The organism is Frateuria sp. sgz306004 (assembly GCF_057750885.1).
In genome coordinates this window covers 213,538-232,674 of record NZ_JBYLFE010000006.1, presented here as the reverse complement: position 1 = coordinate 232,674, position 19,137 = coordinate 213,538, and the positions used below count along the sequence as shown (strand labels likewise).

At 63.0% G+C, this 19,137-nt stretch carries 20 protein-coding genes and 1 tRNA gene; 12 read left to right on the top strand and 9 right to left on the bottom strand.

From position 1 onward, the window contains the following. The first annotated feature begins 5 nt into the window (after positions 1-5). The gene (locus tag AC3G2C_RS14765) at positions 6-1,274 is read left to right on the top strand and encodes a sterol desaturase family protein (protein WP_488385384.1); all 1,269 of its coding nucleotides are present in this window, start codon (positions 6-8) and stop codon (positions 1,272-1,274) included. Positions 1,275-1,492: 218 nt separating this feature from the next. Then, entirely contained in the window at positions 1,493-2,929 is a 1,437-nt protein-coding gene (locus AC3G2C_RS14760; protein ID WP_488385383.1) for an amino acid permease, read from the top strand. A gap of 210 nt (positions 2,930-3,139) precedes the next feature. On the opposite strand, the gene AC3G2C_RS14755 is transcribed toward AC3G2C_RS14760, so the two are convergent. Both AC3G2C_RS14755 and AC3G2C_RS14750 read right to left on the bottom strand, forming a co-directional pair. Further along, complete coding sequence (locus tag AC3G2C_RS14755) at positions 3,140-3,730, bottom strand: outer membrane protein (protein ID WP_488385382.1); 591 nt, start codon at positions 3,728-3,730, stop codon at positions 3,140-3,142. A gap of 251 nt (positions 3,731-3,981) precedes the next feature. Then, entirely contained in the window at positions 3,982-4,566 is a 585-nt protein-coding gene (locus tag AC3G2C_RS14750) for an outer membrane protein (RefSeq protein WP_488385381.1), read from the bottom strand. A gap of 263 nt (positions 4,567-4,829) precedes the next feature. Here AC3G2C_RS14750 and AC3G2C_RS14745 point away from each other — a divergent pair, with 263 nt between their 5' ends. Both AC3G2C_RS14745 and AC3G2C_RS14740 read left to right on the top strand, forming a co-directional pair. Then, positions 4,830-6,728 carry a M61 family metallopeptidase gene (locus AC3G2C_RS14745; RefSeq protein WP_488385380.1) on the top strand — a complete coding sequence of 633 codons (1,899 nt, stop codon included), beginning with the start codon at positions 4,830-4,832 and terminating at the stop codon, positions 6,726-6,728. Positions 6,729-7,022: 294 nt separating this feature from the next. Next, positions 7,023-7,099 (top strand) — tRNA-Arg (locus AC3G2C_RS14740). 89 nt (positions 7,100-7,188) lie between these two features. Here the strand turns inward: AC3G2C_RS14740 and AC3G2C_RS14735 are convergent. Both AC3G2C_RS14735 and AC3G2C_RS14730 read right to left on the bottom strand, forming a co-directional pair. Then, the gene (locus tag AC3G2C_RS14735; RefSeq protein ID WP_488385379.1) at positions 7,189-7,446 is read right to left on the bottom strand and encodes a PAAR domain-containing protein; all 258 of its coding nucleotides are present in this window, start codon (positions 7,444-7,446) and stop codon (positions 7,189-7,191) included. Between the two features lie 51 nt (positions 7,447-7,497). Next, positions 7,498-8,034: a hypothetical protein gene (locus AC3G2C_RS14730; protein WP_488385378.1), complete on the bottom strand. Its 537-nt coding sequence runs from the start codon at positions 8,032-8,034 to the stop codon at positions 7,498-7,500. A gap of 289 nt (positions 8,035-8,323) precedes the next feature. Here AC3G2C_RS14730 and AC3G2C_RS14725 point away from each other — a divergent pair, with 289 nt between their 5' ends. Both AC3G2C_RS14725 and AC3G2C_RS14720 read left to right on the top strand, forming a co-directional pair. After that, the gene (locus tag AC3G2C_RS14725; RefSeq protein WP_488385377.1) at positions 8,324-8,656 is read left to right on the top strand and encodes a hypothetical protein; all 333 of its coding nucleotides are present in this window, start codon (positions 8,324-8,326) and stop codon (positions 8,654-8,656) included. 153 nt (positions 8,657-8,809) lie between these two features. After that, positions 8,810-9,097, top strand: coding sequence for a helix-turn-helix transcriptional regulator (locus AC3G2C_RS14720; protein WP_488385376.1), 288 nt, complete (start codon positions 8,810-8,812; stop codon positions 9,095-9,097). Positions 9,098-9,249: 152 nt separating this feature from the next. Here AC3G2C_RS14720 and AC3G2C_RS14715 read toward each other — a convergent pair whose 3' ends face one another. Then, complete coding sequence (locus AC3G2C_RS14715; RefSeq protein ID WP_488385375.1) at positions 9,250-11,772, bottom strand: TonB-dependent receptor; 2,523 nt, start codon at positions 11,770-11,772, stop codon at positions 9,250-9,252. 491 nt (positions 11,773-12,263) lie between these two features. Between AC3G2C_RS14715 and AC3G2C_RS14710 the strand changes: the two genes are divergently transcribed. From AC3G2C_RS14710 to AC3G2C_RS14695, 4 genes are read left to right on the top strand one after another with little or no spacing between them, the layout of a single operon-like run. Then, positions 12,264-12,695 (top strand): YeeE/YedE family protein, encoded by a 432-nt coding sequence (locus tag AC3G2C_RS14710; RefSeq protein ID WP_488385374.1) that lies wholly within the window; start codon positions 12,264-12,266, stop codon positions 12,693-12,695. Beyond that, the gene (locus tag AC3G2C_RS14705; protein WP_488385373.1) at positions 12,692-13,117 is read left to right on the top strand and encodes a DUF6691 family protein; all 426 of its coding nucleotides are present in this window, start codon (positions 12,692-12,694) and stop codon (positions 13,115-13,117) included. The genes AC3G2C_RS14710 and AC3G2C_RS14705 overlap by 4 nt, the downstream gene beginning before the upstream one ends. An 11-nt stretch (positions 13,118-13,128) precedes the next feature. Then, entirely contained in the window at positions 13,129-13,995 is an 867-nt protein-coding gene (locus AC3G2C_RS14700) for an MBL fold metallo-hydrolase (RefSeq protein WP_488385372.1), read from the top strand. A gap of 10 nt (positions 13,996-14,005) precedes the next feature. After that, the gene (locus AC3G2C_RS14695) at positions 14,006-14,341 is read left to right on the top strand and encodes an ArsR/SmtB family transcription factor (protein ID WP_488385371.1); all 336 of its coding nucleotides are present in this window, start codon (positions 14,006-14,008) and stop codon (positions 14,339-14,341) included. A 95-nt stretch (positions 14,342-14,436) separates the two neighbouring features. Here the strand turns inward: AC3G2C_RS14695 and AC3G2C_RS14690 are convergent, their stop codons facing one another. Then, positions 14,437-14,643, bottom strand: coding sequence for a CsbD family protein (locus AC3G2C_RS14690; protein ID WP_488385370.1), 207 nt, complete (start codon positions 14,641-14,643; stop codon positions 14,437-14,439). A 250-nt stretch (positions 14,644-14,893) separates the two neighbouring features. On the opposite strand from AC3G2C_RS14690, the gene AC3G2C_RS14685 reads away from it, so the two are divergent. Then, a complete protein-coding gene (locus AC3G2C_RS14685) occupies positions 14,894-15,445 on the top strand; it encodes an HdeD family acid-resistance protein (protein ID WP_488385369.1) in 552 nt (183 codons plus the stop codon). Positions 15,446-15,759: 314 nt separating this feature from the next. After that, positions 15,760-16,893, top strand: coding sequence for an acyltransferase family protein (locus AC3G2C_RS14680; protein ID WP_488385368.1), 1,134 nt, complete (start codon positions 15,760-15,762; stop codon positions 16,891-16,893). A gap of 69 nt (positions 16,894-16,962) precedes the next feature. On the opposite strand, the gene AC3G2C_RS14675 is transcribed toward AC3G2C_RS14680, so the two are convergent. The 3 genes from AC3G2C_RS14675 to AC3G2C_RS14665 form a co-directional block, all read right to left on the bottom strand. Next, on the bottom strand, positions 16,963-17,547 hold the full coding sequence (locus AC3G2C_RS14675) for a hypothetical protein (protein WP_488385367.1): 585 nt from the start codon (positions 17,545-17,547) through the stop codon (positions 16,963-16,965). Positions 17,548-17,693: 146 nt separating this feature from the next. Further along, entirely contained in the window at positions 17,694-18,515 is an 822-nt protein-coding gene (gene queF, locus AC3G2C_RS14670) for an NADPH-dependent 7-cyano-7-deazaguanine reductase QueF (RefSeq protein WP_488385366.1), read from the bottom strand. 31 nt (positions 18,516-18,546) lie between these two features. Continuing rightward, on the bottom strand, positions 18,547-18,993 hold the full coding sequence (locus AC3G2C_RS14665; RefSeq protein ID WP_488385365.1) for a GNAT family N-acetyltransferase: 447 nt from the start codon (positions 18,991-18,993) through the stop codon (positions 18,547-18,549). Between the last annotated feature and the right edge of the window lie 144 nt (positions 18,994-19,137).

The following is a 19,137-nucleotide window of genomic DNA, read 5'->3' as shown; positions in this document are numbered from 1 at the left end:
TCACGATGAATACGCAGGAAATCATCATTACCTGGGCGACGCCGGTGTTCTTTGCGCTGATCGCGCTGGAGCTGCTGGTGGCGCGCATGCGCGGGCGCCGCGTGTATCACAGCAGCGATGCCATCAATAGCCTCGGGCTGGGCGTGATCTCGCAGATCGTGGGTGTTTTCAGCAAGGTGCTCACGCTGGGCATCTATGCGTGGTGCGTGCAGCACCTGGCGCTGTTCGCACTACCGGCGAACAACGTGCTGGTATGGGTTACCGCATTGATCGCTTACGACTTCTGCTACTACTGGCTGCATCGCGCCGGGCATGAGGTGAACCTCCTCTGGGCCGCGCACGTGGTGCATCACCAGAGCGAGGACTACAACCTCTCCACCGCGCTGCGCCAGACCGGCAGCGGCGTGTTGCTGGGTTGGCTGTTCTATCTGCCGATGGCGGTGGTGGGCTTTCCGCTGGAAGTGTTCGTGGTGGTGGCGCTGATCGACCTGCTGTACCAGTTCTGGGTGCACACCGAGCTGGTGGGGCGCCTGGGCTGGTTCGATCGCGTGTTCTGCTCGCCGTCCAATCATCGCGCGCATCACGCGGTGAACGACAAATATCTCGACAAGAACTACGGCGGCATCCTGATTCTCTGGGACCGCCTGTTCGGCACCTTCGTGGAAGAGGACGACCGCGACCCGCCGGTATTTGGCACACGCGCGCCGCTGCGCAGCTGGAACCCGCTGTGGGCCAACGCCGAGGTGTACTGGGCCACCGTCAAGGACGCCTGGCATGCGCGGCGCTGGCGCGACAAGTTGCTGGTGTGGATCAAGCCGCCGGGCTGGCGCCCGGTGGATGTCGCCGAGTGTTTTCCCAAGCCGGCATTTGATATTCAGCGCGAACGCTTCGTGCCCGCCTTGTCGCGTGGCTACGTGGTCTACAGCCTGGTGCAGTTTGCCCTGTTGTTGTTGATGGCCGTGCAGTTCCTCGATCTTGCCAAGCAACTGCCTGGGCTGGCCTTGCTCGGCTACGCGGTGTTTCTTGTGCTCAGCCTGACCGCATTGGGTGCGCTCACCGAAGGTCGCCGCGTGGGCGTGGTGCTGGAACTGCTGCGCCTGTTGGCAACGGCTGCCATTCCCCTGCTCACCGGCGGCTGGTTTGGTGTGCCGCACATGGGTGTTGGCGGCGTGGCGGTGCTGGCGGTCATTCCGGCGCTCAGCGCGTTGGTGCTGGGCTGGCTGACTCTCTCGGCGCCACGGGGCGCGGACAGCGGCAAGCCCATTCCGGGCTGAGCCCGGACGCGGGTTCAAGCACTTCAGGTCATCGCCATCCCCGCCGCGCGGGGTTGGTGAGGCGCCACTAGGGCAGCATCCAGGCCTCGCCACGGCGCCTATCGCGAGCGCCGGCAGCGTTCTCGCACGCCCACCCACGGCGGGCCCCCGCGCAGCTGCAGCATGGCAGGGGCGGGGGCTTTCGTTATGATCGCGGCTCACTCTTGGGGATGAGCTGTATGGGTTTCTTCAATAAATTGGTGCGCCACAAGCCGGTGGAGATGCTGCAAGCGGAGGCCGGCAAGCGTGGCGACTTCCGTCGCGTGCTGGGTCTGTGGCAGCTCACCGCCATCGGCATCGGCGGCATTATCGGCGTGGGCGTGTTCGTGCTGGCGGGCCAGCAGGCAGCCATGAACGCCGGTCCGGCGGTGGCGATCTCCTTCCTCATCGCGGGCATCGCCAGCGCGGCGGCCGCGCTGTGCTACGCCGAGTTCGCCGGCCTTATCCCGGTGACCGGCAGTGCCTATACCTACGGTTACGCCGTGCTCGGCGAACTGGCCGCCTGGCTGATCGGGTGGGATCTGCTGCTGGAGTACGCATTGATCGTCGCAGTGGTGGCGATCGGCTGGGCCGGCTACGTGCAATCGTTCCTGGCCAGCATGGACCTGGGCCTGCCGGTATGGGCGCAGGGCGCCATGGGCACGGGCGAAGGCCATGTGTTCAACGTGGTCGCCGCGCTGGTCACGCTGGGTGTGGCGGCGCTGCTCACCTTCCGCACCGAATGGGGCGCGCGCTTCAACACTCTCGTGGTGGCGATCAAGGTGGCCGCGGTCGCGCTGGTGATCGGCATTGGCGCGTTCTACGTGAACCCGCAGAACTGGGTGCCCTTTATTCCGGAACGCGTGATGGGCGCCGATGGCGTGCCGCACTTTGGCTTCCAGGGCGTGGCGACGGCGGCGGCGGTGGTGTTCTTCGCGGTGTTCGGCTACGACACGCTGACCACGGCGGCGGAGGAGTCGAAGAACCCGCAGCGCGACCTGCCGCGCGCGGTGCTGTTGTCGCTGGCGATCTCCATGGTCATGTACCTGGCGGTGTCGCTGGTGCTCACCGGTATTGCCCATTACTCCACGCTCAACACCGACGCGCCGGTGGCCGATGCCTTCAAGGGCCTGGGCCTGCACTGGGTGGCGGTGGTGATTTCGGTGTCGGCGGTGTTCGGCCTGATCAGCGTGCTGTTTGCCTTCATGCTGGGTGCCACGCGCATCTGGTTTGCGCTTTCGCGCGACGGTCTGCTGCCCGGCTGGTTCGCCAAGGTGCATCCGCGCTACGGCACGCCGCATCGTCCCACTATCGTGCTCGGCGTATTCACCGCGCTGGTGGCGGGCCTGCTGCCCATCGAAGAGGTGGCCAAGCTGGTGAACATTGGCGTGCTGTCCGCCTTTATCGTGATCTGCAGCTCGGTGATCATCCTGCGCAAGCGCAAGCCCGATCTGCCGCGCTCGTTCCGCACGCCGCTGGTGCCGTTGATCCCGCTGATCGGTATCGGCTTCTCGATCTGGCTGCTGGCCGAACTGCCGGCCGTGACGTGGAAGGTGTTCCTGATCTGGGTGAGCCTGGGGCTGGTGATCTATTTCAGCTACGGCATGCGCCACAGCAAGCTGGAGAAGCAGCCCTAACTGGGCCGCTTGCAAACGGGTAACGAAAAAACGGCCGCGAAAGCGGCCGTTTTTCTTTCAACCAATCAGCTGGGGCGCTGATCGCGCGCGTTACTCCCGCGAACCCCACGAGGGGGGAAGTGCGGAAGCCCAGCGTTGTTGCGCTTGGCTACCGTGCGGTGCGGAGCCGCTACCTTTGGCGGAGCCGACCCGCATGGCTCAGTGCACCGCTTAGAAACGGAACTCGGCCGAAGCGGTGTAGCTGCGGATATTGGTGTGACCGCTCACGCCCTCGTTGTAGTTGTCGTAGTTGAGGCCCAGCGACATCATGGGCGTCACCTGGTAGGCAACACCGGCACCGGCATACCAACCGTTGCCGTTGTGGCTAGCTTTGCCATACGCGTAGGCCGAGTCCACCTTGAAGGTCATGCGCGAGCGCAGGTAGCCGCCATGCGCATTGATCGACCAGTTCGGAGCGAAGCTGTACTTGCCCGACACGCCGGCCAGCGCGGCCGTGGTCTTATTCGACACGGTGGCGCCAGACAGCTCGTGAGTTTGGGTATCCATCAGCGTGAAGCTCGCCTTGCTGCGACCCAGCGAGGCAAAGCCGATCTCCGGGCCCACGATATCGCGCCAACGCCAGCCGGCGCGGTAGCCCAGCGCCATACCCGTGCTGTTGTTGAACGGCTCGGACAGCGGCGACGCCGATCCGGCATTGATCGTGGCGAAGAAACGGTTGGTGTTGTCGGCCTGAGCAGCGTGGGCCGCAACGGGTGCCAGTGCCGCCAGCGAAACGGCGGCAAACAGGGTCTTCAAACGCATGGAAAGTCCTTGGTGAGTGTGTACGAATGCGCGCATTCGGTAGCAACGGCTACGCGTTGACACGCAGCTTTCCATTCTCACGGCGACCCACACCAAGCTTCTATCGTTCGGGCGTCAGATAGTTCTGCAAACAAACCAAGGATTTATCTCGGCTGCGTGTATGTTTACGCGCGACAAAAAAGGGCGCCCGAAGGCGCCCTTTCTTTCTGGTCACGCGCCGGTAGGCAGCGCAATCAGATGACACACGCTCATTAGAAGCGGTACTCGATCGATGCCGAGTAAGCAGCCACGTTGGCGTTGATCTGCTCTTCGCTAGCGCCGGCGCGGCCGTACTTCACGTGGTAGTTGTCGTAGTTCAGCGCCAGGCTGACGTTCTTCGTCACGTCGTAGCCCACGCCTGCACCGGCGTACCAACCGTTGTTCCAGCTCTTCTCCGAAGCGTAGGCGTTGCCAACGGTGACAGCACCGGTGGTGCGCGAACGCAGGTAGCCGCCGTGACCGGTGACGTACCAGTTGTTGTAGAAGTTGTACTTGGCGGTAACGCCCAGCTGAGCCACGCGCGGCTTGGCCGTGACGCTGGCGAAGTCTTCGACGTTCTTGGCCTTGCCCAGGTAGGCGTAGCCGACTTCGGCGCCGACGATGCCGTTCCAGCGCCAGCCGAAGCGCACGTTCTGGAACACGTCGTTCTTGTCGGACAGGCCGCCGATGCGGTAGTTGCTCTGGCCGAGGTTACCGGCGACGAAGAAGTTGTCGAGCTGGTTGGACTCGTCGGCCTTGGCGGCGAACGGCGCAACAGCAACAACGGCCAAGGCGGCCGCCATCAGAGTCTTGTTCATGGAGTGCTCCATCTCTTTATTTTGTGGTTCCGCAACGACATCAAGGGGGGGAGTGTCGAGCGGCCCGCGCTGGGGATCGCGGACTGCAAAGGATACGGGTTTTTAACGCTTGAGAACCCTCTTGACGTTCCACCGGGAAGGGAGAGGTTCAGGCATGTCATGACCAATGGCAGGGGGTGCTGTAAGTCATCGCCCACTAGGATCGATGGTTCATGCCTGGTGCAGTTTCGATCCACCTGCACGCATCACCCTCGGAGAACCTCTTGAAAGTCTTGCGTCTTGCCACCGCCATTGCAGCCTCGGCCCTGGGCCTGGGCAGTTTCGCCGCACTCGCCGACGTTCCTGCGCCGCAGGACATCCCCTTCGAAGGCACGCTGAAAATCAAGGTCGACGCCACGGATCTGGCCCACCGCATTTTCCGCGTGCATGAAGTGGTGCCGGCGAAGCCGGGTCCGTTGACCTTGCTGTATCCGCAGTGGCTGCCGGGCAATCACTCGCCCACGGGCTCGATCGACAAACTCGCCGGCCTGGTCGTCAAGGCCAATGGCAACGTCGTGCCGTGGAAGCGCGATCCGCTCAACGTGTTCGCCTTCCACGTGGATGTGCCGCAGGGTGCGGACAGTGTGGAGGTGGAGTTCCAGTTCCTCACCGCGCAGGATTCCCGCCAGGGCCGCGTGGTGATGACGCCGGAAATGCTCAACCTGCAGTGGAACTCGGTGTCGCTGTACCCGGCCGGTTACTTCGCCAGCCGCATCAAGGCCGAAACCAGCGTGACCTTCCCGGCCGGCTGGCAGTACGGCAGCGCGCTGGAACTCGCCTCGCGCGATGGCGACACCGTGCACTTCAAGCCCATCGACTACGACGACCTGGTCGACTCGCCCATCTACGCCGGCAAGTACTTCAAGCGTGTGGATCTGGACCCGGGCGCCAAGACGCCGGTGTTCCTCAACATCGTGGCCGATGATCCGAAGTACCTGGAGATCAAGCCCGAGCAGCTCAAGCTGCACCAGAACCTGGTGCAGCAGATGTACAAGCTCTATGGCGCGCATCACTACGACCACTACGACTTCCTGTTCTCGTTGAGCGACAAGATGTCCGGCAACGGCCTGGAGCATCACCGCTCCAGCGAAAACGGCGTGCCGCCGGGCTACTTCACCGAGTGGGACAAGAGCATGGTCATGCGCGACCTGCTGCCGCACGAGTTCAACCACTCGTGGGACGGCAAGTACCGTCGCGGCGCCGACCTCGCCACGCCCAACTTCAACGTGCCCATGCAGGACAGCCTGCTGTGGGTGTACGAAGGCCAGACCCAGTTCTGGGGCTACGTGATGGCGGCGCGTTCGGGCCTGTGGAAGCAGGACGAAGCCCTCGACATGCTCGCCAACGTGGTTGCCACCTACGACAAGGGCCGCCCGGGCCTGCAGCTGTGGCGCAACATCCAGGACACCACCAACGACCCCATCATCGCGATGCGTCGCCCGCTGCCCTACCGCAACTACCAGATGAGCGAGGACTACTACTCCGGTGGTCAGATGATCTGGATGGAAGTGGACAGCAAACTGCGTGACCTCACCGGCAACAAGCGCTCCATTGACGATTTCGCGCGCGCCTTCTTCGGCATGAAAAACGGCGAGTGGGATGTGAACACCTACACCTTCGACGACGTGGTGAAGACCCTCAACGACGTCGCCCCGTTCGATTGGGCTCCGTACCTGCGCGAGCGCCTCGACGGCCACGGCCCCATCATCAACGGCTTCGAAGCCAACGGCTGGAAGCTCGTCTACAACGACAAGCCCTCCGCCGCCACCAAGGCCGTGGAAGCGCGCCTGGGTGGTGCCAACCTCACCTACTCGCTGGGTGTGGCGCTGGGCAAGGGCGGTGACATCGCCGATGTGCTGTGGGACGGCCCCGCCTTCAAAGCTGGCCTGTCGCCGGGCATGAAGGTGATCGCAGTGAACGGCAAGGAATATTCCGCCGATGCCATCAAGGATGCCGTCACCGCCGCTGCGAAGGACAAGAACCAGCCGGTGGAACTGCTGGTGAAGAACTTCGACGAGTACAAGACGCTGCGCATCGACTACCACGATGGCCTCAAGTACCCGCACCTGGAGCGCATCGCCGGCAAGCCCGATCGCCTGTCGGAGCTGCTCAAGGCCCGTTGATGCCGCGGTTCGGGACGCTCCCCATAGGGAGCGTCCCGACACCCGTCATCTCGCGCGTCTCGGCAACCCGCCGTTCGCCCGTCATGCCTGCGAATGCAGGCATCCAGTGCCTTTCCGCCACGCGAAAAGCGCGGCACAACCCGCCCCGCGTGCGGCCCAGCATCTCTTGAGAATGGCGCCCGGCTTGGGCTGGCGAAAACGGGAAGCCCCCCGGCGATCTTGCAAGCCACACCCGCCCCAACTCCGCTATACTGCGCGTCCGCCGTGCGTCCCAACGCACGTGCACACGCTTATGCGCCCGTAGCTCAGCCGGATAGAGTAGTGGCTTCCGAAGCCATTGGTCGGGGGTTCGAATCCCTCCGGGCGCGCCATCTACGTACCAAAACGGCCCCTGCATGCAGGGGCCGTTTTGGTATCCGGGATAATGCGCCAGCCGACCGCGCCAGCGCCGCGCTTGCCCTCAGGGCTCGACCTGCCAACTCGCGTCACCCTCCGGCAAGTTGCCACCGTGGCTGGTCAGGCAACCGACATAAGCAACGCCCGCACCACCAAACGTCGACGACGAACCCGTGATGATCGTGGCGCCGCAGCTAGTTTCGTCACCTATGCGCGCGGCAGCGCGACCATTCACCACCACGCCGCTGGTGCCGCTGGTAACGGTGCCTTCGCCATGCATGGGGCAGCTATGGCGGTGACCGACGAGAACAATGGCAGGCATGCGCAAACTCCTTGTACAAGAAAAATGAGAGTGCCAGGGCGCTCGCGCGCCTCAATGCAGCAACGCATCCGCAGGCGGCATATCGTCCATAGGCAACTGCATGAGCAAGTGATCAAAGATCACCTTTCCCACGGGCGATGCCTCCTGCCAAAGCGTTTCAGAGGCCTCGAACGTGCACCACCGCAACCGATCAAACGCCTCCTCGGCCAACATATAGCGATGCACAATGCGCGGCGTCGGGCTCAGCACGCTTCGAAAGCGAATAACCCACGATTGCATGCCCTCGTCGGGCGCACGTTCCGTCTCCTGCAACACCCGGTGGCGATGGCGTATATCGGCTATCCCTCGCTTGCCGTAAGCGCGTGCAGGCATGCCATATCGGAGCGAGACGTTGTTGGCCACATTCATCGACAACGCTCCGTGGCAATCGCCGCGGCCGTCGTAACTGGGCAGGCAAGCCAGCATACCCGGGTGATGAGGCGGCCCCATCTCGTGCACGATCCAATCCTGCGGAATCAATACCATCGCCTGCACTGTGTCGTGCTGATGCCAGCGAAAACCTTCGGGGGCGGAAAGGGGGATATCCATTGAAACGCGCTCCTGGTGCGTTGTACGCCGCATGCCGTGCGCCTGCGCATGCCTATGTAGTGCACTGACAGGCCATGCCGCAGCAGAGGCGCGCCGAGGCCGCATGGCGCAACGGGTGTTCGCCTGACAAGGCGTTCGGCGGGGCTCTGCTACTTTTCGTCTCGTTGCGCGCGGGGTTCCTCAACGTGTCTCTCGCGCAACACATGACCCTTGGGTCATGAGGCGCGGGCCGTGAGAGTGTGGAGCTCACACGACCCGCTAACCATCACCAACTGTTAGGAAGTTGATCATGGCTGTCCACGATCATACGGCACGCGCACGCCCGTCTTTCCCGCCAGAGGCTACGCACGCGACCTCCGCCGACACGCTGGCTCCCCCAGCCGAGGCGCAGGACGCAGAGCAGCGGTTGTTAACGCTGGTCGGCATTGCCCGCTCCGCAGACGCCTTGCTGGGTCTGCTGATGGATAGCGAGGAGGCTCTCCTCGCCCCGTCGCGCCGAGTTTCCCTGCCGGTACGCAAGCTTGCCCTAACCCCGTTGGAATCCACGGGGTTATCGTTGGCTGTGCATTACCTGCACTCCTATGCGCGCTTGTTGGGCCAAAAAACCGCCGCCAGCACCTGACCCGTCCGTTGATCGCCCCGCGGCGCACCGGGCGTGTTGCCGGTGTGCCGCACCTTGGCGATCACTTACGACCAAACCGGGCAGTTACCTACATTTATCGCTGCACTCGCGCCGGCGTGTTTAAGCGTGCGCGCACATTAACCAAGGATAGTGATGAGTCGGATTTCTCTCACCCCGCGCATGCACGTTGGCCACCGGGTGCCGCTGCGCTCGCCAGCGCAGGTGCTGCTGCACGATTTTTTGCTGCCGCAGCGGTTGCCGTGGGGACAAGCGGCCCGGCGCATGGGCGTCACCAGCTTGACGCTGCAGCGTTGGATGACGGAGGGCGAGCGGACCACACCGGAGTTTGCGCGCGCGTTGGCGCGAGGGTTTGGCACCACGGCGTTTTATTGGATGGTGCTGGAGGCGCGTTGGGTATTGGAGGGGGAAATGAGAGTTTAGATGACGCGTTGATGTTGCCCGTCACTCCCGCGCTTGCTGCTTCTTTGGGGTTCACTGGGATGACGAGAAAAATGTCGGTTCATCGAAACTTCCCTAGCTCAACGCATCAAAAAACAGAGCCCCCGTAGAGCGGGGGCTCTGTTTCGCACCGGTTAGAACTTGATGCGGAACTCCGCGCCGTACATGCGGGGCGGTGTGATGTAGGCGTACGGGGTGCCGAGTACCGATTGCGAGACGGTACCCAGCCCGTTCACGTATTGCTTGTTGAAAAGGTTGTTGACGTACAACGCCACGCCCCAGCGGTCGCCGGGCGCGCTCCAGTCCAGCCGCATGTCGGTGCGTTCCTGTGCCTTGTTGAGGCTGAAGTTGCTCGCGATGGAGCACTTGCCCTGGTACACGGAGGCATCGTTGCAACGTAGCGGGCCGCGGAAACCGTAGTTGGCGCTGTAGGTAAGGTTGCCGCCGATCACGTCGTGCCAGGTGTAAGCGCCGTTGACCGAGTAGTTGATCTTGGGTTCGCTCACGGGTTGGCCGGAGACGTCCTGGTAGACGATCTGGTTGGCGGTGTTCAGGCCAATGGGTACCTTGGCGCTGGTGTACTTGGAGTCGATGTAACCGCCGTTGAAGTTCAGGCGCATGTTGTCGAACGGCACCCATGACACCTGCAAATCCACGCCGCGCGCGTCCTGGTCGGTGTTGCTCACCTGGTACTCCGGAACGTTGAAGCCGGCGGTGGACGGGATCACCGTGAGTGTCTGCACGTTGTCGTAGCGGTAGTAGTACACCGAGCCGTTGACCAGCAGGTTGTACTCGGGGAACGTCGCCTTGAAGCCGGATTCGAAGTTCCACACCTTTTCGGGCGAGAACTCGGCGCCTGGCTCGGTACCGTCGAAGCCGCCGGCCTTGTAGCCCTTGGCCACTGAGGCGTAGCCCATCACGTCGGGCGTGAACTTGTAGGAGAGCACCAGGCGCGGGCTGGTGTCATTCCAGCGGCCTTGCTTCTGGATGCGCTCGTTCACCGCCGTGGCGAAGATCTGGTTCTGTTGCAGCAGGCTCACCAGCTGCGCGCCGGTCACCTTGCCGCCGGTGAGCAGCGACACCAGGTTGAGCAGGCCGGCGGCCTGCATCTGCGCCAGTGTGTTGTCCAGCTCCGGTGCATAGCGCGTGGGCGTGTACCAGCTGAAGTTCTTCTCGTCGTGGGTAAAGCGCAGGCCGGTGGTGAGATCGAGCTTGTCGTTGAGGTGCCAGATTACGTCGCCGTAGCCAGCCACGGCGCTGTACTTGCCGTTGTTGGTGATGGTTTCGGTCCACGGATCGCCGAGCAGGCGATAGGGCAGGCCAAACGACTGCAACACCGAATCGAAGTAACCAAAGATGGTGCCGGTGGGCGTGTACTGCTTGCCCACGCCGGTGTTGAGCGCGAGCGTGTCGTAGGTGTCGGTGTTCACGCGCGCCAGGTTGGTCTGGTTGGCGTGCTCCTGGTAGTAGCTAGCGCCGGCCACCCAGTCCATCAGGTCGGTGTTGCCGGTGAACTTGAACTCCTGGTACCAGGTGTGGCCATCGCCGATGACGCCGGTGTTGAGGTATTCGGTGACCTGCTGCAAGCCGGTGCCGTTTTCCACGTGCGACATGCTGTAGCTGGTCCAGTTGGTGGTGGAGGTGAAGCTGCCCCAACTGAAATTGTGGTCGATGGTGAGGGTGGCGTCGTTGTAGTTGCGCTCCTCGCGGCCATCGGTGGCGCTGTTGTAGAACGGCGCGTTGATCGGGTTGTAGAAGGTGGACGGGTTGGCGGGGAAGGGCGCGCGGGCGTAGAGGTTATCCGCCGGCATGGGCACCAGGCCCATGTCGATGCGCGAGGGCTGCTTCACGCGGTCGTGGTCGTAGGCCAGCTGCACCTGCGTGTCGGAGGTGACGTTCCAGCGGTACACCGCGCGGGTTCCCCATTCGTCGTCCTTGCCGTAGTGCTGGCCGGTGGCGGCATCCTTGAGCCAGCCGTTGCTCTGGTTGTCCACCACGCTCACGCGCAGCGCCATGTCGCTGTTGATGGGGATGTTCACCAGCGCATCGCCGTAGCGCTTGCCGTAGTTGCCTAGGCGCACGCGGGCGTCGCCTTCGAACTTGTCGGTGGGCTGGTTGGTGACGATGGAGATGGCGCCTGCCGCCGTGTTGCGGCCAAACAGCGTGCCTTGAGGGCCCTTGAGCACCTCCACACGGGCGATGTCGTTGAAGGCCATCAGCGAGCCGCCACTGCGGGTCTGATAGATGCCGTTGATGTACACGCCCACGGCCGAGTCGGTGCCGATGCCGAAATCGTTGGTTTCGATGCCGCGCAGACGATAGGTGGGTTGGGTGGCGTCGGTGTTATCCACCACCAGGCCGGGCACGAACAGGTTCATCTGGCTCAGGTCGGTGGCGGCCACCGTGGCGATGTCCTTGGCGGTGACGATATCCATGGCGATGGGTACGTCCTGCATTTCCTGGGTGCGGCTCTGCGCCGTCACCGTGACCTGTTCGAGCTTGGTGGCATTGGCCGCGGAGGGCTTCTGGCCGGTGGTGTTGTCCTTGCGGGCGGGTGTGCTGGCGTCCTGCGCGATGGCCGTGCCGCTAAAACCCATGGCGCCCATGAACAGCGCGCAGCCGATGGCGGAGGCGAGCCCTCTCTTGCGGATAAACATAAGTTGGAAGTTCCCCGTAGTAGTGCGGACAGCTGGTGTCGCCATCGCCGTGCCATGGCTCTCCCCCGAGGCGGCGACGATACGTTCGCGCATGTTCACTTGGGCGATGGCGGCATGTACAGATGCGGCGCAGCATGAGGGCCGAGGCGCGCGGGCTGAGGCGGGCTTGATGGGCTTAGGGGAACTCTGATTTTGATCGTCATCCCAGCGAACCCCAAAAAGGGGGCGAGAGCTGGGATCCAGTGCCTGTAAATCGCTGAATGTAAAGGCACTGGATGACCAGCCCTTCGGCTGTTAGAGAGCACCTCCTGCTCTCGCCCCCTTTTTGGGGTCCGTAGGAATGACGGACAAGAAGTCGATTAATCAGACCTTCCTTAGGTTGCGGGTGTTCCTGGCGGTGTGTGCCGGCGCGACGTTTCGTCCACTTGCCCGCCGATTGGGAAGGCTATATATTAGTATAAGCTAATATATGAATATGTGGAGGCTGTGCCATGCATCCCTGGTTATTGGCGACCCTGGGCGGTGTCCTCATCGGGTTGTCGGCGGTGCTGCTGATGGGGGCGCTGGGTCGCATCGCCGGTATCAGCGGTATCGCCAGCGGCTTGCTGGCCGGTGCGGGCGCGGGCGATCGCGCCTGGCGTTACGCCTTTGTGCTGGGCTTGGTGGCAGCGCCGCTACTGCTGGTGTTGCTGCGTGGCGACAGCGGGGTGGGCCTGCCGCAGGTGAGCTGGCCGTGGATGGCGGTGGCCGGCCTGCTGGTCGGCTTTGGCACTCGGCTTGGCGGTGGCTGCACCAGTGGTCATGGCGTTTGCGGCATCGCGCGGTTGTCGCCGCGTTCGCTGCTGGCGACGATCGTGTTCATGTTGCTGGGTATCGTCACGGTGTTCGTGGCGCGTCACCTGATGGGAGGAGCGGGCGCATGAAAGCCTGGGTAGCTTTGCTGGCTGGCGTGTTGTTCGGCCTGGGCCTGAGCGTGGCCGGTATGACTCAACCGGCTGTGGTGCTGGGGTTCCTCGATTTGTTTGGCGCCTGGGACCCGCGCCTGATGTTCGTGATGCTCGGTGCGGTGACAACCACCGCCGTGGGCTACCGGCTGGTGTGGCGCGGACGACGCCCCTGGCTGGCGGATGGCTTCAAGTTGCCGGTGTCGCAGGATATAGATGCGCGACTGATCGTGGGCGCGGCTGTGTTCGGCATTGGCTGGGGCATCGCGGGCTATTGCCCCGGGCCGGCGCTAGCGTCGCTTGCTGAGGGCAACCCCGCTGTATTGCTGTTGGTCGCTTGCATGGCGTTGGGCTGGTGGCTGGCTGCCAAGCTCACCGCATCCACCGTTTCGACGAAGTAAGGAGCCACCGTATGCAACGCCCCGAGGTCAAAGCCTTCTTCGACGCCGCTTCCAACACCTTCAGTTATGTGGTGTGGGACCCGGCCACGCGCGAAGCTGCCGTGATCGACAGTGTGCTGGATTTCGACTCGGCCTCCGGCCGCACCAAGCGCGACTCGGCCGACGTCATGATTGCCTTCGTGGAGGCGCAGGGCCTCAGCGTGGCCTGGGTCATCGACACCCACGTGCACGCCGATCACCTGTCGGCCGCGCCGTATATTCAATCGCGCCTGGGCGGCAAGCTGGGCATCGGCGAGCATATTCGCCAGGTGCAGCAGACCTTCGGCAAGCTGTTCAACGCAGGCACTGAGTTCCAGCGCGACGGCAGCCAGTTCGATCATTTGTTCGCTGACGGCGAACACTATCGATTGGGCAATATCGATGCCGTGGCTCTGCATACCCCCGGCCACACGCCCGCGTGCATGGTGCACGTGATTGGCGATGCCGCTTTCGTCGGCGACACGCTGTTCATGCCGGACTACGGCACGGCGCGCTGCGATTTCCCTGGTGGCGATGCCGCGCAGTTGTACCGATCCATCCAGCGCATCTTCGCGCTGCCGGATGAAACACGTGTGTTCATGTGCCATGACTACAAGGCACCGGGGCGAGACCACTTTGCCTTCGAAACCACCGTGGGCGAGGAAAAGCGCAGCAACATTCATGTGCACCATGGCGTGAGCGAAGGCGACTTCGTGAGCATGCGCACCGCGCGCGACGCCACCCTGGCCATGCCACGCCTGTTGCTGCCCTCGGTGCAGGTGAACATGCGCGCGGGCCAACTACCGCCCGCCGAAGACAACGGCATCCGCTATCTCAAGCTCCCGCTGGATGCGGTGTAAGGCAGCGTATATGAGTGCATCGCGTACCCGCTCGCGCAAGCCGGATATCAGCATCGAGGCCATGCAGCGTCACGCCGACGAGGCGGTGGCCGTGCTCAAGGCACTGGGTAGTACCAATCGCCTCATGCTGTTGTGCCAGATGCTGGAGGGCGAGCGTTCGGTCAACGAACTGGCCGATGCCCTGGGGTTGGCGCAAAGCGTGGTATCGCAACATCTCTCGCTGTTACGCCGCGATGGCTTGGTGGCCGGGCGTCGCGATGGTCAGTCCATCTATTACGCCATCAGCGACGAGCGCGTGCACGCCCTGATGGATCGGCTGTTCGAACTGTACTGCCGCGAGCCATGAAGTCTCCGGCCAGGGCTGGCCGGAGACTTCAATGATGCCTGTAGCTCGTTTATCGCGCCCCACTCGGAGTTAGAAGGAGTGAGGCGCGCACATTGTCAGTGGTGGTGAATCTTCTTCTCAAAGGCCTTGATTTGCTTTTCCGCTTCGTCGCGAGCCATGCCGTAGCGCTCTTGCAACTTGCCGGAAAGGTATTCCGCATTGCCATCGGCGACCTTGAGATCATCGTCGGTGAGCTTGCCCCAGTGCTGCTTGATCTGACCACTGAGCTGTTTCCACTGGCCCTGGATAGTGTCTTGATTCATGGCATGTCCTCTTGGGTGGGGAGTGCAATGCGCATTGCGGGGATCGATTCGACCAGCCTCTGGGTTAAGTGCGCGTGGGCATGATGTTTTTGGTGCTGGCAACGGTTCACGCGCGTATGGCGTAGCGTGATACCGCTTTCGCGCCGCCTCGACATGGAAGATGCGTGGATGGCGTCTCGTAGGGGCAGGCGACACCGTATTCGTGACATATCAAGCGGCACGAATGCGCCACACACTCGGGGAGTACATCATGGGCTCTGTTCTGCAACACGGCATGGGTCGTACGGGCTGGCTGCTGATCATCTACGGCGTCATATCGATTTTGTTCGGCTTGAGCGCGTTGATTTGGCCAGGCAGCACGGTGATCGCCCTGGCTTGGGCCTTTGGCGTGATGGCTTTGGCGGAGGGTATCGCCAGCCTCTTTGCCCTGTTCCAGAAACACGGAGGCATGTCGCGAGGCTGGCTGGCACTGTATGCCCTGGCTTCCATCGTGTTCGGGTTGCTGGCGATCTGGCATCCGCTGGCGGTCGTGAATGTGTTGCTGATTTTCCTGGCGGCATGGTTGGTGGTCGCGGGCATCTATCGCATCTTGTTTGCTATTCGCGTACGCAAGGAGATCGAAGGCGAGTGGCTCATCGCCTTGAGCGGCCTGCTAGCCATAGCCCTGGGAGTATTGTTTGTGGCGTATCCGGTGGCAGGGCTGCTCACCGTCGCGATCTGGATCGGCGCGGCGGCGTTGGTCTATGGCGTGTTGCAGCTTGTGGCGGGTATTCGACTCCGTCGCTGGAGACGGACGTTCTAGAGCGTTCTGGTGCGGATGAGAAGGGCGCCGAATGGCGCCCGTTCTTTTTTCAGCGGAGCAGCATCACCGCGTGTTGATTCGAAGCTGTTTCGCGAGTCGAGCTTTGCCGTACCCAAAGGCTGGGGTGACAAGCGCAGCGCTTCCCTATAGCGTGTGCGACGCGCCAGATGGGGCGGCGTCATCCACGAATACGCCATGACACCTGTGTTGCCTTTCAGTCGCGCACCGGCGGGCCATCGTGGGCGCTTCTCTTACCTCAACCCACCGTGCACCACTGTGGTGTCGCGCGGATGCTTCCAGGATATTCATTGCTCATGCGTCTACCCGGACTCGACCTGCTACGCACACTCGCCATTGCCTGGGTGATGGTGTTTCACTCGTACCTGGTGGGCGGCGTGGGCGATTATCTGGGTGGGGCCGAGCGTTACGGTTGGATGGGCGTGGATCTGTTTTTCGTGCTCAGCGGCTACCTGATTGGCACCCAGGTGCTAAGGCCATTGGCGGCGGGGCGCCCGCTGGATTTGGCGGGGTTTTATCGTCGGCGCGCGTTTCGTATCTTGCCGGCGTTCTTGGTGGTATTTGCGCTCTATGCGCTATGCCCGGCCTGGCGGGAAACGTCGGGCATGCAGCCGCTATGGCAGTTCCCGAGCTTTACGTTCAATCTGTTGTTCGATCAGCCAGCCAACTACGCGTTTTCGCATGCGTGGTCGCTGTGTGTGGAGGAACATTTCTACCTGCTGTTTCCTTTCGCGGCGTTGCTGATGCTGCGCCGCGCTTCGATGGTTCGCTTCATCGTGCTCTGCGCGATGCTTGTGCTGGGTGGCATGGCGTTGCGTGCATGGTTGTGGTTGCACTTTTACCAGCCTGCCACGCTCGCACAGGATGGCCCGCCTTCGGGCTTGATGTTCCTGCGCTACATCTATTACCCCACCTATTCGCGTCTCGATGGTTTGCTGGCGGGCGTGGTGCTCGCGGCTTGCGCGGTATATCGCCCCGAATGGATGGCGTGGCTGTGGCGTCGCGGGCACGCGGTGTTGATGGTTGGGGTGTTGTTGCTGGCGACAGCGGTGGCGGTGTTTACCGATCGAACGGGTTTTGCCGCGACAGTCGTCGGCTATCCGCTCTTGTCGCTGGGCCTTATGGCGATCGTGACCGCCGCGAGCGGAGGCGTGTCGTGGTTGGCGCGGGCGCGTGTGCCCGGAGCGGGATGGATCGCTGGGATTTCTTACAGCCTGTATCTCAGCCACAAGGGCATGTTTCACCTTGTGCAGCAGAGCTGGGCTGATGGCCTGCAACAGCATCCTTGGCTGCTGTTCGCTACTTATGCGGCGACGACGCTCGCCGGCGGTGCCGCCTTGCACTATGCGGTTGAGCGACCGTTCCTCCGCTGGCGCGACGCGCGACGATCGGTGATGCCCTTAGAGGTGGTAGGGCGGACCGCTGGTTGACCGCGCCGTGCTTTCCAAAAGAACAAGGGCGCACGCGGCGCCCTTGTGCTCGGCGAAGGTTCGGTTCGATCAACTACGAACTTCGAAATCTTCCGTGGCGACCGGTTTGCCGTTGAGCGAGATCTGCACGCGGTATTTGCCCTGTGGCCAGGTGTTGGGGTTTTGCACCTTGAAGGTGGTGGTGGCCGGGCCATCGGTGGCGATGGATTCGGTGGTGCTGCTGAAGGTTTGCCCCTTGCCTTCCACATAACTCCAGGTGGCATTGAGGGTGGCGTTCTCGGCGCGGCCTATGGTTTTCACCGCGGCGTAGATGGCCTTTTCCTCGGGCGCGAAGTGGCGCTGTTCCTTGCTGACGGCGAACGAGCGGTCAACCGCACTACCGAGCGTAACGGCGGCTACCTTGATCTCGTCGGCGGCAGCGTTGCTCGCCATGCCGCCACTTGTTGGCGCCGTGGTGGCGGGCGCGGGTGCCGTGCTCGCCGGCGGCGGAGTCGCGGGGGCTGGCGTCGGCGGCATGGCCGGCGCCGGCGCACTGGTGGCCGGTGCAGGTGGAGGTGTGTTTGATTGCTGCTCGTTCTTGCCGCACGCGCTGAGCATCAGCAGGCCGGCAAGGGTCGCGCAGTACATGGCGGTGTTGCGTACGTGAGCGTTCATGGCTGACCCCGTGGCTGGTGACGGAACAGCGGCTCACTGCCCGGGCAGTGAGCCGCAGTGTCACGTCAGCCTAATACGGCGGCACTGAAGCCCCCTTAAGCGAGGGGCTTTTGCTACGTTTGTTTCACGCGATTGAGACATTTCTACTATTGACGCGCACCACGCGGATTGGCCGGCGCTTCGGTGCCTGTGCTGCGGTAGGGGTTGATATCCAGGCCGCCGCGACGCGTGTAGCGCGCGTACACGCTGAGCTGTTCAGGGCGACAGCGTGCCATGACGTCCACGAAGATGCGTTCCACACATTGCTCGTGGAATTCGTTGTGGTTGCGGAAAGACACCAAGTACCGCAGCAAGCCCGCGCGGTCGATGGTTGCGCCGCGATAACGAATCTGCACGCTGCCCCAATCGGGTTGGCCGGTGACGGGGCAATTGGAGCGCAACAGGTTGGACACCAGTGCTTCTTCCACCACGGGCGCGATGATGGTGCTCAGATAGTCGGCGCGCGGCGGGCCATAGTCATCGATATCAATGGCCTGTTCGTCGATCAACGCGCCTTCCAAATCGATGACCGCGTGATCGCGTGCCTGTGCGTCGCTCAGTGTTACTGCCACGGGCGCGCCAGCGGCAGCGGAGAGGTCGCGCACCATGGTGTCGACCAGTGTGGCCGAGTCGGCCATGCGTTCTTGCGAAAAGCCGTTGAGGTAAAGCTTGAACGACTTCGATTCGATGATGTTGGGCGACGTAGCCGGTACGCGGAACTCGGCTAGCGCGACTACCGGCTTGCCGCGCGCGTCCAGCCAGGACAGTTCGTAGGCGTTCCAGATGTCTTCGCCATGGAAGGGCAGGGGGTGGGAGACGCCGATCTCATCGCGCTTGGCGCTACGCGGGATGGGAAACAGCAAGCGGGGATCGTAACGGTCGGCGTAGACAGTGGTCTTGCCGAGCGGGGAGTGTTCGGGAGTGCTCATGGCGCCATTGTAGCGCCCCGGCGCCGCCCTCTCAGGGAGCCAAGGTCAGCCGCAGTTCCGGGCGATCCCAGGCGACCCGACCTGAGGCTGGACGGGTGCCTACCCGTACGGCGCCCATGCGCAGGTAGAACGCTTCGGCGGGCGGATGCGACACGATGCGTACGGCGGCGATGCCCAACGCCAGCCCGTGCTGGCGCAGGTGCGTCATAAGTCGTACGCCTACACCCTTGCCTTGCAAGCGATCGGCCACGAACAGCAAATCGAGTTCGGCATCGTCAGCGGGCCCGGTCAATGCGTAGAAGCCGCCGATGACGCCGTTGTCCTCGTAAATGTAGACCTCGTCCCGAGCGATCTGAGCGGGGCTCACCGCGTAGTCCTCCAGCATGGCGGCGTAGCCCCCCTGATAGGCCTGCGAGGCATGCATGAGTGCGGTGAGCGCGGGGGCGTCTGCGGCGTGGGCGCGGCGGATGGCGTGCATGAAAGCAGAGGCTACGTCTGGGCAGTGCACGACTGTGGAGCAGGCGGGTGCCGTAGGCAAGTCCCGCAGGTTGCCTATCGGTGACCGTGCCGGCTTGGCTACCATCGCGCGATACCTGGGGAGACAACGTGCAATGCGGAGCGA

Bases quoted from the DNA above. Each gene is read 5' to 3' on its own strand.
- AC3G2C_RS14710 (WP_488385374.1), top strand. From the start codon at position 12,264: ATGCATCCCTGGTTATTGGCGACCCTGGGCGGTGTCCTCATCGGGTTG.
- AC3G2C_RS14665 (WP_488385365.1), bottom strand. From the start codon at position 18,993: ATGCACGCCATCCGCCGCGCCCACGCCGCAGACGCCCCCGCGCTCACC.
- AC3G2C_RS14750 (WP_488385381.1), bottom strand. From the start codon at position 4,566: ATGAACAAGACTCTGATGGCGGCCGCCTTGGCCGTTGTTGCTGTTGCG.
- AC3G2C_RS14765 (WP_488385384.1), top strand. From the start codon at position 6: ATGAATACGCAGGAAATCATCATTACCTGGGCGACGCCGGTGTTCTTT.
- AC3G2C_RS14695 (WP_488385371.1), top strand. From the start codon at position 14,006: ATGAGTGCATCGCGTACCCGCTCGCGCAAGCCGGATATCAGCATCGAG.
- AC3G2C_RS14685 (WP_488385369.1), top strand. From the start codon at position 14,894: ATGGGCTCTGTTCTGCAACACGGCATGGGTCGTACGGGCTGGCTGCTG.
- queF (WP_488385366.1), bottom strand. From the start codon at position 18,515: ATGAGCACTCCCGAACACTCCCCGCTCGGCAAGACCACTGTCTACGCC.
- AC3G2C_RS14680 (WP_488385368.1), top strand. From the start codon at position 15,760: ATGCGTCTACCCGGACTCGACCTGCTACGCACACTCGCCATTGCCTGG.
- AC3G2C_RS14715 (WP_488385375.1), bottom strand. From the start codon at position 11,772: ATGTTTATCCGCAAGAGAGGGCTCGCCTCCGCCATCGGCTGCGCGCTG.
- AC3G2C_RS14760 (WP_488385383.1), top strand. From the start codon at position 1,493: ATGGGTTTCTTCAATAAATTGGTGCGCCACAAGCCGGTGGAGATGCTG.
- AC3G2C_RS14755 (WP_488385382.1), bottom strand. From the start codon at position 3,730: ATGCGTTTGAAGACCCTGTTTGCCGCCGTTTCGCTGGCGGCACTGGCA.
- AC3G2C_RS14705 (WP_488385373.1), top strand. From the start codon at position 12,692: ATGAAAGCCTGGGTAGCTTTGCTGGCTGGCGTGTTGTTCGGCCTGGGC.
- AC3G2C_RS14725 (WP_488385377.1), top strand. From the start codon at position 8,324: ATGGCTGTCCACGATCATACGGCACGCGCACGCCCGTCTTTCCCGCCA.
- AC3G2C_RS14700 (WP_488385372.1), top strand. From the start codon at position 13,129: ATGCAACGCCCCGAGGTCAAAGCCTTCTTCGACGCCGCTTCCAACACC.
- AC3G2C_RS14720 (WP_488385376.1), top strand. From the start codon at position 8,810: ATGAGTCGGATTTCTCTCACCCCGCGCATGCACGTTGGCCACCGGGTG.
- AC3G2C_RS14675 (WP_488385367.1), bottom strand. From the start codon at position 17,547: ATGAACGCTCACGTACGCAACACCGCCATGTACTGCGCGACCCTTGCC.
- AC3G2C_RS14735 (WP_488385379.1), bottom strand. From the start codon at position 7,446: ATGCCTGCCATTGTTCTCGTCGGTCACCGCCATAGCTGCCCCATGCAT.
- AC3G2C_RS14730 (WP_488385378.1), bottom strand. From the start codon at position 8,034: ATGGATATCCCCCTTTCCGCCCCCGAAGGTTTTCGCTGGCATCAGCAC.
- AC3G2C_RS14690 (WP_488385370.1), bottom strand. From the start codon at position 14,643: ATGAATCAAGACACTATCCAGGGCCAGTGGAAACAGCTCAGTGGTCAG.